General features: G+C 69.0%; 11 protein-coding genes. 7 read left to right on the top strand and 4 right to left on the bottom strand.

Annotation, left to right across the window (positions count from 1 at the left end; translation table 11 throughout):
* The first annotated feature begins 30 nt into the window (after positions 1 to 30).
* Both gatC and gatA read left to right on the top strand, forming a co-directional pair.
* Positions 31 to 330 carry an Asp-tRNA(Asn)/Glu-tRNA(Gln) amidotransferase subunit GatC gene (gatC, locus tag JWS14_RS35110; protein ID WP_095860794.1) on the top strand — a complete coding sequence of 100 codons (300 nt, stop codon included), beginning with the start codon at positions 31 to 33 and terminating at the stop codon, positions 328 to 330.
* On the top strand, positions 327 to 1808 hold the full coding sequence (gatA, locus tag JWS14_RS35115; RefSeq protein WP_072937739.1) for an Asp-tRNA(Asn)/Glu-tRNA(Gln) amidotransferase subunit GatA: 1482 nt from the start codon (positions 327 to 329) through the stop codon (positions 1806 to 1808). The genes gatC and gatA overlap by 4 nt, the downstream gene beginning before the upstream one ends.
* Here gatA and JWS14_RS35120 read toward each other — a convergent pair.
* Together JWS14_RS35120 and JWS14_RS35125 are read right to left on the bottom strand one after the other, a co-directional pair.
* Positions 1805 to 3256, bottom strand: a complete 1452-nt coding sequence (locus JWS14_RS35120) for an alpha/beta-hydrolase family protein (RefSeq protein ID WP_072937740.1) — start codon at positions 3254 to 3256, stop codon at positions 1805 to 1807. The two genes, gatA and JWS14_RS35120, sit on opposite strands and share 4 nt — an antisense overlap.
* Positions 3253 to 3894 (bottom strand): hypothetical protein, encoded by a 642-nt coding sequence (locus JWS14_RS35125; protein ID WP_206015266.1) that lies wholly within the window; start codon positions 3892 to 3894, stop codon positions 3253 to 3255. Before JWS14_RS35125 ends, JWS14_RS35120 begins: the two co-directional genes overlap by 4 nt.
* Before the next feature lie 140 nt (positions 3895 to 4034).
* Here JWS14_RS35125 and JWS14_RS35130 point away from each other — a divergent pair, with 140 nt between their 5' ends.
* From JWS14_RS35130 to gatB, 4 genes are all read left to right on the top strand, one after another.
* Positions 4035 to 5231, top strand: coding sequence for a sensor histidine kinase (locus JWS14_RS35130; RefSeq protein ID WP_072937742.1), 1197 nt, complete (start codon positions 4035 to 4037; stop codon positions 5229 to 5231).
* A gap of 9 nt (positions 5232 to 5240) precedes the next feature.
* Positions 5241 to 5903, top strand: coding sequence for a response regulator (locus tag JWS14_RS35135; protein WP_015890224.1), 663 nt, complete (start codon positions 5241 to 5243; stop codon positions 5901 to 5903).
* Positions 5904 to 5998: 95 nt separating this feature from the next.
* On the top strand, positions 5999 to 7030 hold the full coding sequence (locus JWS14_RS35140) for an ATP-dependent 6-phosphofructokinase (protein ID WP_072937743.1): 1032 nt from the start codon (positions 5999 to 6001) through the stop codon (positions 7028 to 7030).
* A 42-nt stretch (positions 7031 to 7072) separates the two neighbouring features.
* A complete protein-coding gene (gene gatB, locus JWS14_RS35145; protein ID WP_072937744.1) occupies positions 7073 to 8587 on the top strand; it encodes an Asp-tRNA(Asn)/Glu-tRNA(Gln) amidotransferase subunit GatB in 1515 nt (504 codons plus the stop codon).
* A gap of 91 nt (positions 8588 to 8678) precedes the next feature.
* Here gatB and JWS14_RS35150 read toward each other — a convergent pair whose 3' ends face one another.
* The gene (locus tag JWS14_RS35150) at positions 8679 to 9827 is read right to left on the bottom strand and encodes a PQQ-dependent sugar dehydrogenase (RefSeq protein ID WP_072937745.1); all 1149 of its coding nucleotides are present in this window, start codon (positions 9825 to 9827) and stop codon (positions 8679 to 8681) included.
* Positions 9828 to 9925: 98 nt separating this feature from the next.
* On the opposite strand from JWS14_RS35150, the gene JWS14_RS35155 reads away from it, so the two are divergent.
* Complete coding sequence (locus tag JWS14_RS35155; protein ID WP_072937746.1) at positions 9926 to 10792, top strand: DoxX family protein; 867 nt, start codon at positions 9926 to 9928, stop codon at positions 10790 to 10792.
* 84 nt (positions 10793 to 10876) lie between these two features.
* Here JWS14_RS35155 and JWS14_RS35160 read toward each other — a convergent pair whose 3' ends face one another.
* On the bottom strand, positions 10877 to 12418 hold the full coding sequence (locus JWS14_RS35160; RefSeq protein WP_072937747.1) for an amino acid permease: 1542 nt from the start codon (positions 12416 to 12418) through the stop codon (positions 10877 to 10879).
* Positions 12419 to 12644 lie beyond the last annotated feature (226 nt).

Below are 12644 nucleotides of genomic sequence, written 5' to 3' on the forward strand. Positions count from 1 at the left end.
GTGTACGTCCGAACCGAAAGGGGCCCCGCGGTGCCTGCCATCTCCCGTGACGAGGTCGCGCACCTCGCGCGGCTGTCTCGACTCGCCCTGACCGATGCCGAGCTCGACGAGTTCGCCGGTCAGCTGGACTCGATTCTCAGCCACGTGAAGGTGGTCACCGAGGTGCCCGCCGAGGATGTTCCGCCGATGGCGAACCCGAACGCCGTCACCAACGTGACCCGTCCCGACGTGATCGTTCCCGGCCTGACGCCCGAGCAGGCGCTGTCCGGCGCGCCGTCCGTCGAGCAGGATCGTTTCGCCGTCCCGCAGATTCTTGGAGAGGGCGAATGAGCGCCGAACTGACCACTCTCGACGCCGCAGACCTCGCGTCGAAGATCCACAGCCGTGAGGTGTCCTCCGTCGAGGTCACCCAGGCGCATCTGGACCGCATCGCCGCGGTCGACGGAGAGCTGAACGCCTTCCTGCACGTGGCGGGCGAGCAGGCCCTCGTGTCGGCGAAGGAGGTGGACAGCAGCCTCGCCGCAGGTGATGCTCCCGCCTCCCCGTTGGCGGGAGTTCCGTTGGCGCTCAAGGACATCTTCACCACCACCGACATGCCCACCACGTGTGCGTCGAAGATCCTCGAAGGCTGGATCGCGCCGTACGACGCGACGCTGACGAAGAAGCTGCGCGACGCAGGCATCCCGATCCTGGGAAAGACCAACCTCGACGAGTTCGCGATGGGCTCGTCCACCGAGAACTCCGCGTACGGCCCCACCCGCAACCCGTGGGACACGACCCGCATCCCGGGCGGCTCCGGCGGCGGCAGCGCCGCGGCCCTCGCGTCCCGGCAGGCCCCGCTCGCGATCGGCACCGACACCGGTGGCTCGATCCGCCAGCCCGCCGCCGTCACGGCGACGGTCGGTACCAAGCCGACGTACGGCACGGTGTCCCGGTTCGGTCTCGTCGCCTGCGCGTCCTCGCTCGACCAGGGTGGTCCGTGCGGTCGCACGGTGCTCGACACCGCACTGCTGCACGAGGTCATCGCCGGGCACGACCCGCGCGACTCCACGTCGATCGACGCGCCCGTGCGTCCCGTGGTGGCGGCTGCGCGCGAGGGCGCAGGCGGCAACCTGAAGGGCGTGAAGGTCGGTGTGGTCAAGGAACTGCACTCCGACAGCTACCAGCCCGGGGTCATCTCCTCGTTCGATGCCGCCGTCGCGCAACTCACCGAACTCGGTGCCGAGGTCGTCGAGGTGTCGTGCCCCAACTTCGAGTACGCGCTCGCGTCGTACTACCTCATCCTGCCGAGCGAGGTGTCGTCGAACCTCGCTCGCTTCGACGCCATGCGGTACGGGCTGCGCATCGACCAGGGCGACATGAGCGCCGACCAGGTGATGGCCGCGACGCGTGCCGCCGGCTTCGGCCCGGAGGTCAAGCGTCGCATCATGATCGGCACCTACGCGCTGTCGTCCGGCTACTACGACGCCTACTACGGTCAGGCGCTCAAGGTGCGGACGCTCATCGCCCGGGACTTCGACAAGGCCTACGAGAAGGTGGACGTCCTGGTGTCGCCCACCAGTCCGTTCACGCCGTGGAAGCTGGGCGAGAAGGTCGGCGACCCGCTCGCGATGTACCTGTCGGACCTGTGCACGCTGCCCACCAACCTGGCCGGGCACTGCGCGATGTCTGTTCCGTCGGGGCTGTCCGCGGACGACGGTCTGCCGGTGGGACTGCAGATCATGGCCCCCGCGCTCGCCGACGAGCGGCTGTACCGGGTCGGGGCCGCCTACGAGGCCGCGCGCGGTCCGATCGGCTCGCCGAGCTAGGAGCAGTCGGGCAGGGCGGTGCCCTGCTCGTTGCCGTACCGGTGTCCGTGCCCGGACGCGAAGTTCAGCGCGGACACCAGGTCGACACTCGTCTGCAGGAACGTGATGCCCGGAATCCATCGGGGGACCGGCGCATCGCGTACCGCGAGCGAGAGGTCGGGCCGGCGCAGGATCAGGTCGGGCGACCACCACACCACCGGGTCGGACGTGTTCGCCAGCACCGTCGCGCCGTCCGTCAGCACGGAACCGGCGGGCGGGCCCGACCACAATGCGCCGCAGGCGCGTTCCCGGAGTTGATCGGCGCCGGTGAAAATCGCACTGCCGCCGACGGATCCGAGACTCTGGCCGTAGACGTAGAGTGCCGGGCGAAGGACGTCGGGTAGGTCGGCGATCCGCTCGGCGACGGCATCGAACAATGCTGCCGCCGAGTCGTCTGCAGCGGAACGTCCGAACACGAACGTGATCCAGCTCGGCAGATACGAGTACTGCATGCCGACGATCGCGACGTCGTCGGCGAAGCGCTCCTCGAATCCTTCGGCCGCGTTCTCGTCGATCCATCCCGAGCCGGTGGGTACCGTGACGACGATGGCGGACCGGGTGAACCCGCCCGCCCGCTCCAGCTCCGAGACCGCCAGTGCCGCACGTGATTCGACGTCGGGAGCCGAATCCATTCCCACGTAGGTGCGGATGGCGGCCGACTGCTCGCCCGCAGCCACGAACCGCCGTCCCTGGCGCCCGAGCGACTCCCAGCTGATCGCGGACTCCGGACTGCCGGACGATTCGGCCGACACCGGCCGGTGCAGGGACACGTCGACGAGCGCGTTGGAGTCGCTGTAGGAACGGGACATCATCCCCCACAACGCGGGTCCGGCGACCAGCTGCAGCCCGGTCGCGAGTACGACGGCGGTGGTGGCGCTGCCGATCCAGCCGAGACGGCGGGCGACCGCGGCGACGACGCTGCCGATACCGGCGAACAGCAGGAACGTCAGCGCCGCCCCGATGATCGCCTGCATCCAGTGGTCCGGCCCGATGCCCGGCATGCCCATGGCGGCGCGCAGCGAATCCTGCCAGTGGTCGGCGAGGACGATCGCCCACGTCACCACGATCATGGCGCCGATCAGGACCAGCAGACGCACCGAGTCCCGCGGAGGGTGATGCGGGTGCGTACGCGTGACGAATCGCCGCAGCAGGCGGACGAGGACGACGATCCCGAAGCCGACCGCGGCGAGGAACCCGGTGAACAGCGCCTGCGTCAGGGCGCTCCGGGGGAGCAGGGAGGGGGCGAGCGACGCGAGTGTCGCGGTGGTGACGGCGATCGTGGAGGAGGTGCGGGGGAGCGCCGAGATCGGAATCGTCGTGGTCAGTGTGCGGCGCAGGGCATTCGGCTCGGTACGCGAGCGAGAGTGCGCCGGGCTCCGTCCCGGACCGGACAGAGCCGCGGTGGTCATGCGATCGCCCCGACCGGACGCGGGCGGCGGCGGATCGACCAGGCCGCGCCTGCGAGCAGTGCGGCGCCGGCGGTGCCGGCCAGCGCGTACGGGAGCCCGGATTCGGTGATCGGCGTCGAATAGCCTTGACGCCAGCTGTTTCCGGTGACGAAGGTGGCCGCGACGTTCGCCATCACGAAGCACTGCGCCCGTGCCTGCTCGTCGAGACGGCTGTCGCACGCGGTGTGGATCCGCTGATCCAGCTGCGCGTCGAGGGACTGCCGCGCCCAGGGTCCGAGATCCTCGCCGGACCGCGATGCGTACCGCAGGAGGTCGTAGCCGAGGTCGTGGGCCTTGCATGCGGTGTCGAACTCGAGCGGCAGCGGCACCGGGGAGGAGCAGTCTCCGCCGGGGTTGGCGAGCATGCCGTCGATCCGCACCGGTGTGTACCCCATCACCGATGCGAAGTCCTCGGGAATGGAGTCCTCGGTGAGCGCTTCCGGTGCGGTGAGCGTGTGCACCGCGGCGGAGGCGGCGACGTTCTCGTGGCGGGGCGTGCTCGCCGCGCCGGTACCGGCGAATCCTGTGGTGGTCAGCAGTGCGGTGGCGGCGCACGCCACCGCGGCCCAAGTCGTTCTCCGTGTCCCCGTCGTTCGCATGACGAGAACGTTATGAATTCGTGTTGCGCAGCCACATCACTCCCGGGTCCGGTTCGGTCACTGGCCTCGTGGGGGGGAGGGGACTCCGATCTCATACTCCGGTACTACGTCGACGTGAGTCCGGGGTATGAGGACAGGCCGTGACCTGTGTTTCTAGTGTCGAGGGTGTGAAGACGAAGACGCGCATCCGGAGAGCCGCCGAAGGTCAGTGGCTGAACGTGGCAATCGTCGTGGTCACGGCGATCCTGTTCGCCGTGGCGTGGCCGACCCTGCAGCTGACCCACCAGGTCAGTCCCCCGATTCAACCGTTCGTGGCGGCGCTCGCGACGTTCCCGTTCCTGCTCATCCGGTCGAACCCGGCGCTGGCCTGGGCCGTCTCCGCGATCTCGGCGCTGGTGATTCCGCGCGTCTTCGCCCTGCAGGACGGCTACGACTACCCCTGGCAGGTGGTCCACATCCTCGTGATGCTCGCCCTGCTGGCCGCGGTCAGCATGCGGGCCGCGATCCCGGTCGTGGGTGTGGCATGGATCTCCACCGTCCTGCTGTTCCTCGCCGACACCCCGGGCACCAACGGTCGCGGGTGGGCCGTGGGACTGACCGCCATCGTCGTGTTCGGTCTGCTGATCCGGTGGCTGGTGCTGTCCCGGCGGCAACTCGCGCAGCAGGAGGAGCTGAGCGAACTCGAACGCACGCGCCGGACGATCCTTGAGGAGAAGGCCCGCATCGCCCGGGACCTGCACGACGTCGTCGCGCACCACATGTCGATGGTCGTGGTTCAGGCACAGAGTGCGCCGTACCGCATCGCGGGCATGTCGGACGAGACGCGGGCCGAGTTCGAATCGATCGGAGCCGCAGGCCGCGCCGCGCTGAACGAGGTGCGCGGACTCCTCGGTGTGCTGCGCAGCGACGGCCAGGTCGCCGAGCATGCGCCGCAGCCCGGGGTCCAGCAGATCAGCGAGCTGCTCGAGGGCAGCCGCAGGGCCGGCATTCCCGTCTCCTGGCACACCGACGGCGACCCGCGGCACGTGTCGGAGTCGGTCGGGCTGGTGATGTACCGCATCCTGCAGGAATCCCTCGCCAACACGGCCCGGCACGCAGCGGGCGCCGCGGTCGAGGTGACGATCGCGTACGAGACGCCGATCGCGTCCGTGTCGATCGTCAACGGCCCGCCGCGACGGAGCCTCGTCTCGGCCCTGACCAGGCACGAGTCGACAGGCGGCAACGGCATCATCGGGATGCGCGAGCGTGCGCAGGCGGTCGGCGGCGTACTCACCACGCACCTGCACGACAACGGCGGATTCGAGGTCCACGCCGAGTTCCCGGTCGCCTCCGCCTAGGCTGGCGGCGTGGCCATCACCGTATTCATCGCCGACGACCAGGCTATGGTCCGGCAGGGTTTCGGAGCCCTGCTCGCCTCCCAGCCCGACATCAGCGTCATCGGTGACGCCCCGGACGGCGCGGTGGCGGTGAGCGAGGTGAAGCGCCTGCGACCCGACGTGGTGCTGATGGACGTCCGCATGCCGGAGATGAACGGACTCGACGCCGCCCGCGTCATCCTGTCTGCGGGGTTCGATCCGCCGGTGCGGGTGCTCATGCTCACGACGTTCGACGTGGACGACTACGTGTACGAGGCGCTGAGCATCGGGGCCAGCGGCTTCATGCTCAAGGACGCGCCCGCGGAGGAACTCATCCGTGCGGTGCGGGTGGTCGCGGACGGCGAGGCGCTGCTCGCGCCGACCGTCACCCGGCGTCTCATCGCCGACGTGACCAGCCGCCGCAGCACGGCGCGCCGTAAACCGGCCGCGCTGTCGGCGCTGACGCCCCGCGAGCGCGAGGTGCTCGAACTCATCGCCCGGGGTATGTCCAACACCGAGATCGCGGAGCGCCTGTTCGTCGCCGAGCAGACCGTCAAGACGCACGTCGGAAAGGTGCTGTCCAAACTGGATCTGCGCGACCGCGCACAGGCAGTGGTCCTGGCGTACGAGAGCGGTCTCGTCACACCCGGCTGAGTGAACACACCGATCCGAGGTGCTCGAACACGGTTCGAGCGGCAAGATGTGTATGAGAACCACCATCACCACACGAGACGACGAGGGGTGCTTGGATGCGGATCGGAATGCTCACCGGAGGCGGCGACTGCCCCGGACTGAATGCGGTGATCAGGGCGGTGGTTCGGACCGCCGCCGGCCGATACGGCAGCTCGGTGGTGGGATTCCGTGACGGCTGGCGCGGACTGCTCGAGGATCGCAAGGTCGTGCTGTCCAACGACGACCGGATCGATCGCATCCTCACCCGCGGCGGCACCATCCTCGGCACCGCGCGGGTCAACCCCGACAAGTTGAAGGCCGGCCTCGACCAGATCCGGCAGACTCTCGACGACAACGGGATCGACGCGCTGATCCCGATCGGCGGGGAGGGCACGCTCACGGCCGCGAGCTGGCTCGCCGAGAGTGGGGTGCCCGTGATCGGGGTTCCGAAGACGATCGACAACGACATCGACTGCACCGACGTCACGTTCGGTTTCGACACCGCGCTGTCCATCGCGACCGATGCGATCGACCGCCTGCACACCACCGCCGAATCCCACCAGCGGGTGATGCTCGTCGAGGTGATGGGACGGCATGCGGGCTGGATCGCGTTGCACTCCGGGCTCGCGACCGGTGCGCATCTCACCCTCGTTCCCGAGGTCCCGTTCGACGTCGGCGAAGTCTGTTCTCTCGTGAAGAAGCGATTCCAGCGCGGCGATTCGCATTTCATCTGCGTCGTCGCCGAGGGCGCCACTCCCACCCCGGAGTCGATGAGTCTGCGCGAAGGCGGTATCGACGAGTTCGGTCACAAACGGTTCACCGGCGTCGCACAGCAGCTCGGCGACGAGATCGTCCGCCGCATCGGCAAGGAGGTGCGGACAACGGTGCTCGGGCACGTGCAGCGGGGCGGAACCCCGACGCCGTACGACCGGGTGCTCGCCACCCGCTTCGGGGTGCACGCCACCGACGCCGTCCACCGCGGCGACTTCGGCAACATGGTGGCGCTGCACGGCACGTCGATCGACCTCGTGCCCCTCCAGGAGGCGACCCGGCGTCTCAAGACGGTGCCGAGGGAGCGGTACGACGAGGCGGCCGCATTTTTCGGCTGACCGCGTTTTCCGGCGAACCGCAGGACGCATAAACTCTGTGGCATGACTGCTGTCGACACTCCGGACCTCCTCGACTACGACGACGTGCTCGCCAAGTACGAGCCTGTTCTCGGCATGGAGGTGCACGTAGAGCTCGGCACCGACACGAAGATGTTCTGCCCGTGCCCCACCGAGTTCGGCGCCGAGCCGAACACGCAGGTCTGCCCGGTGTGCCTCGGTCTGCCCGGCTCGTTGCCCGTCGTGAACGAGGCGGCGGTCGAGTCCGCGATCCGGATCGGACTCGCACTGAACTGTTCCATCACGCCGTGGGGCCGGTTCGCGCGGAAGAACTACTTCTACCCGGACCAGCCGAAGAACTACCAGATCTCGCAGTACGACGAGCCGATCGCGACCGACGGCTACCTCGACGTCGTCCTCGACGACGGCACCACGTGGCGCGTCGAGATCGAACGCGCGCACATGGAGGAGGACACCGGAAAGTCGCTGCACGTCGGCGGCGCGACCGGTCGCATCCACGGTGCCAGCCACTCGCTGCTCGACTACAACCGCGCCGGGGTCCCGCTGGTCGAGATCGTCACCAAGACGATCAGCGGCGCCGGTGCCCGCGCCCCCGAGGTGGCCCGCGCGTACGTCACCGCGCTGCGCGACCTGCTGAAGTCGCTGAACGTGTCGGACGTCCGCATGGACCAGGGTTCGATGCGGTGCGACGCCAACGCGTCGCTGATGCCGATCGGGGCGACCGAACTCGGTACCCGCACCGAGACGAAGAACGTCAACTCCCTCAAGAGCGTCGAGGTTGCGGTCCGGTACGAGATGCGCCGCCAGGCAGCGGTGCTCGAGGCCGGCGGCGAGGTGATCCAGGAGACCCGGCACTTCCAGGAAGCGGACGGCACCACGTCGCCGGGCCGCCGCAAGGAGACCGCCGAGGACTACCGCTACTTCCCGGAGCCCGACCTCGAGCCGGTCGCGCCCAGCGCCGAGTGGGTCGAGGAACTGCGGGGCACCCTGCCCGAGCTGCCGTGGGTCCGCCGCGCCCGGATCCAGGCCGACTGGGGTGTCTCCGACGAGGTCATGCGTGACCTGGTCAACGCGAACGCCCTCGACCTCGTCATCGCGACCGTCGAGGCCGGCGCCTCGCCGGAGGCCGCACGGTCCTGGTGGGTGTCGTACCTGGCGCAGCAGGCGAACACCCGCGGGGTGGAACTCGGTGAATTGCCGATCACGCCGGCCCAGGTCGCGCAGGTGGTCGCGCTGATCGACAGCGGGAAGCTGAACAACAAGGTGGCCCGCCAGGTGGTCGACCACGTTCTCGCCGGTGAGGGCGACCCCGATCAGGTCGTCGCGGATCATCCCGAGCTCGTCGTCGAACGCGACGACACGAAGCTGAAGGCGGCCGTCGACGAGGCGCTCGCCGCGAACCCCGACATCGCCGAGAAGATTCGCGGCGGCAAGGTCGCGGCCGCGGGCAAGATCGTCGGCGACGTGATGAAGGCCACGCGCGGTCAGGCCGATCCGGCCCGCGTCAAGGAGCTGGTCATCGAGGCCTGCGGCGGCTGACCCCCTCTCTGCACCAACGGGACGCTCGTTCGGATCAACCGAACGAGCGTCCCGTTCGTTGCGAGGGGGACGCGAAGCAGGGGAGGGCCCGTCAGTCGAATCCGCCGCCACCGGAGGGCAGGGGCATCTTGATGACGCGGTCGTCGTTGGGTCCGGGCTGACCGGCGGTCTTGTTGACGGTGCTCACCCAGATGAGCCCGTCGGGACCGAGTGCAGCGCCGCCGAGTTGGCCGTACCGGTCCTGGACGATGACACCCGGTGCGGTAGTGACGGCGCCCGTGCCGGGGTCGGCGGCGAGCGCCGACATGGCCTTCGCGGTGCTCAGTGACACCGCCACGACGTCACCGGCGGCGACGCAGCCGCCGACGCCCGGCCGCTCCGGCCACGTCCACACCGGAGACGACACCGCTCCGTCCGCGCTGACCCGCACCAGCCGATCCTCCAGCGGTGTGCGGTCGGTGACCCACACGGCCACACCCGGGTCGACGCAGACCCCGCCCGCGGTCCCGATGCCCGACAGCACCACCTGCGGCCGGGGCTGTGCCGGCGTCGGTGCGGGCGACAGCGCGGTGACCTTCAGCAGTTTCCCGGCCAGGGACGCCGGATCGGCGGCCGCCGCCACGTTGTTCGCGTTCCCGGTCAGGACCATCAGTTCGTCGCCCGAGAATTCGAGCGACCCCGCATTGCCCGTGTCGCCGCGCGGGATCCCGCCGAGAACCTCCTTGGCGGAGTCGCCCGGTGCGATCCGTACCACCCGGTTGTCGGTCGGGGTGGTGACGTAGGCGTAGATGAGGTTGTCCTCGACGAAACTCGGGGACAACGCGATGTCGAGGAGGCCGCCGTCCGTGCTGCCGTCGACGTCGACGTGCGCGATCTCCTTGGGGGTCTGCCCCTGGGCGACCTGCAGGATGCGGCCGGTCCGGCGCTCCGCGACCAGAGCGGTCGCCCCGTCGGGGAGGACGACGAGTCCGCCGGTGGTGTCGAGGCAGGTCGCGATGACACTGGGATCCGGATCCTGGCACGGTCCCAGCGGGCCGCTCGGCGGTGGTGTGGTCGTGGTGGACGGCGGCGGGTTCTCGGGTTCCACTTCCGCGCCCGACGCACCCGTCGGCTCGGGTGTGAAGGGGGAGGACGCGGAGTCGTCGAATTTCGCGCACCCGGCGGCGAGGACCGCCGTCACGCAGAGTGCGGACATCGCCATCTTGCGGGACACCGTGCGGCGCCGCCCACCCACCATCATGATGGAGACGTTACGGAAGAGTGCGAGGTCGCCGCCACGCCGGTTCCGCCTACCAGCGATGTCCGGCGGATCGACCTAGGCTTGACGGTGTGACTGACATGCGGAAAGACCCCAGCGAGTCGTCGGACGACGGTGCCGCGCAGCAAGGCGCCTCACCCGGCTACGGCAGGGTCTCGAGCCCTTACGACCTTCCCACCGAGAGGTTTCCGTCGGCCACGCCGACATCCGGTTCCGCGGGACAGGGTCTCCCGCACACCGACGACGAACTCGATCACGGCGATGCGCGCGGCGCCGGTCTGCCCACCGAACAGATCCCCGCGTACCGGCAGTCGGCGTCCGACATGCCGGACCAGCCGACGCAGGTGATCGGCGCGACCTCCGGTGCGTCCCTCGGATCCACGGCGGGTGATCCGTCGACCGACCGGCTCGGCGAGGGGGACGTGAAGATCGGCCGCGGCACCCTGGACCTCGGCCTGCTGGCACTGCGACTCGCGGTCGGCGGCACGGCGCTGGTGCACGGTCTGCAGAAGCTGACCGGACTGTGGAACGGTCCGGGCCTCGACGGTTTCGAGGAGGTGCTCGTGAACGCGGGCTTCCAGCAGGCGAAACTGCTCGCGATGCTCGGTGCCATCGGTGAGGTCGCGGGCGGTGCGCTGCTGATCCTCGGCCTCGTCACGCCGCTTGCCGCCGCCTCGGTGCTGGCCGTGATGATCAACGCGTGGGCGTTCCGGCAGATCGCGGAACCGGGACTGGAGTACTTCGCGCCCTCCGGCACCGAGTACGAGACACTCCTGGGTGTGTGCGCGGGGGTGATCATTCTCACCGGGCCGGGCCGGATCTCACTCGACGGCCGCCGCGGCTGGGCCACGCGGCCGTTCATCGGGTCGTTCGCGGCACTGATCCTGGGCGTCGCCGCCGGTGTGTGCATCTGGATCTTCCTCAACGGCGCCAACCCGCTCATCTGATCGTCTCCCTGAACCACGACTGCGCCGCACCCCCGATCGGGAGTGCGGCGCAGTCGTTTCTGCCGGATCAGTGCCGGCCGAGAGTCAGCGCTGGACGAGTTCCGGGATGTTCTCCTCCTCGGGCGGGGTGGCCTGGGCCTGTGCGGCGAGCTTCTGTCCGAGGACGGACTTGCGGCGGCCGTAGGCGAGGTAGACGACGACGCCGAGGGCCATCCAGACGAGGAATCGGATCCAGGTCTCGACGGACAGGTTCAGCATGAGCCATCCGCAGGCCAGGACGGCGAGGATGGGGACGAGCGGGACCAGCGGAACGCGGAATCCGCGCGGCAGGTCGGGGCGGGTGCGGCGCAGGATGACGACGCCGATGCAGACGAGGACGAACGCGAAGAGGGTGCCGATGTTCACCATCTCCTCGAGTGTGCCCATCGGGAAGAAGGCGGCGAGGAGTGCCACCACGGCGCCGACGAACAGGGTGATGCGGACCGGGGTGCCCTTCTTGCCGGTCTTGGCGAGACCGCGGGGGACGAGTCCGTCGCGGGACATGGCGAACAGGACGCGGGTCTGGCCGAGCATCATCACCATCACCACGGTGGTCAGGCCTGCGAGTCCGCCGAAGTTGATGGCGGTCTGCGCCCAGGTGATGCCGTGTGCCTCGAAGGCGGTCGCCAGGGTGGCGCTGCTGTCGCCGACGAGCGGGCTGCCGGTCTTGAGGTCGGTGTACTTCACCATGCCGGTGAGCACGAGGGTGACCGCGACGTAGAGCACGGTGACGATGGCGAGCGAGCCGAGAATGCCGCGGGGGAGCGCCTTCTGCGGGTCCTTGGTCTCCTCGGCGGTGGTGGCGACGACGTCGAATCCGATGAAGGCGAAGAACACGAGGCTCGCGGCGGCGAGGAGGCCGTACCAGCCGTAGCTGCTGCCGTCCGCTCCGGAGAGGAAGGAGAACAGGGTCTGGTGGATACCGTGTGCGGCGCTCTCGTTGCCCTCGGCCGGCGGGATGTACGGGGCGTAGTTCTCCTTCTTGATGTAGAAGACGCCGACGGTGATGACGAGGAGGACGACGGCGATCTTGATGGCCGTGATCACGGCGGACACGCGTGAGGACACCTTGGTCCCGATCGCGAGCACGAGGGTGATGCCGCCGACGATGATCAGCGAGCCCCAGTCGAAGTCGATGGGCCCGAGGTGGGCGGTGGTGGATCCGCTGAATCCGAGGACGTTGCCCAGGTACAGCGACCATCCCTTGGAGACGACGGCCGCCGCGAGGGCGAATTCGAGGATGAGGTCCCAGCCGATGATCCAGGCGACGAACTCGCCGAAGGTGGCGTAGGAGAACGTGTACGCGCTGCCCGCGACGGGCACGGTGGAGGCGAACTCGGCGTAGCAGAGGGCGGCCAGGCCGCACGCGATGGCGGCGAGGACGAAGGCGAGCGAAATGGACGGCCCGGCAACGTTGCCTGCGGTCCGGGCGGTGAGCGTGAAGATACCGGCGCCGATCACGACGGCGACACCGAAGACGGTGAGGTCCTTCGCGGTGAGTTCCCTCCGCAGCCGGGTGTCGGGTTCGTCGGTGTCCGCTATCGATTGCTCAACGGATTTCGTTCGCCATATGCCGACTCCTGGCATGTGTCGCTCCTAGGTTGTGTTCCCGATGGCCTCGTGGGCCGGAGATGTTCCGGTAGTGCTGCCGATTGTGATGTAGGTCTCAACGGCCAACTGAGGGAACCACTACTGAGCGCCGTGTGCAAGAAGCGTGGGCTCAACTGATCAAATCGATCAGTAGAACCTGTTCACGGGTGTCGCCGCTTGAGCGAGTTGATCACCCGTGAGCGCCGTCACACCCGAGGCGGAT

Origin of the sequence: Rhodococcus koreensis (genome assembly GCF_017068375.1) — a bacterium.
Lineage (GTDB): Bacteria > Actinomycetota > Actinomycetes > Mycobacteriales > Mycobacteriaceae > Rhodococcus_F > Rhodococcus_F koreensis.

Bases quoted from the DNA above. Each gene is read 5' to 3' on its own strand.
- gatA (WP_072937739.1), top strand. From the start codon at position 327: ATGAGCGCCGAACTGACCACTCTCGACGCCGCAGACCTCGCGTCGAAG.
- JWS14_RS35120 (WP_072937740.1), bottom strand. From the start codon at position 3,256: ATGACCACCGCGGCTCTGTCCGGTCCGGGACGGAGCCCGGCGCACTCT.
- JWS14_RS35125 (WP_206015266.1), bottom strand. From the start codon at position 3,894: ATGCGAACGACGGGGACACGGAGAACGACTTGGGCCGCGGTGGCGTGC.
- JWS14_RS35140 (WP_072937743.1), top strand. From the start codon at position 5,999: ATGCGGATCGGAATGCTCACCGGAGGCGGCGACTGCCCCGGACTGAAT.
- gatB (WP_072937744.1), top strand. From the start codon at position 7,073: ATGACTGCTGTCGACACTCCGGACCTCCTCGACTACGACGACGTGCTC.
- JWS14_RS35150 (WP_072937745.1), bottom strand. From the start codon at position 9,827: ATGATGGTGGGTGGGCGGCGCCGCACGGTGTCCCGCAAGATGGCGATG.
- JWS14_RS35155 (WP_072937746.1), top strand. From the start codon at position 9,926: ATGCGGAAAGACCCCAGCGAGTCGTCGGACGACGGTGCCGCGCAGCAA.
- JWS14_RS35160 (WP_072937747.1), bottom strand. From the start codon at position 12,418: ATGCCAGGAGTCGGCATATGGCGAACGAAATCCGTTGAGCAATCGATA.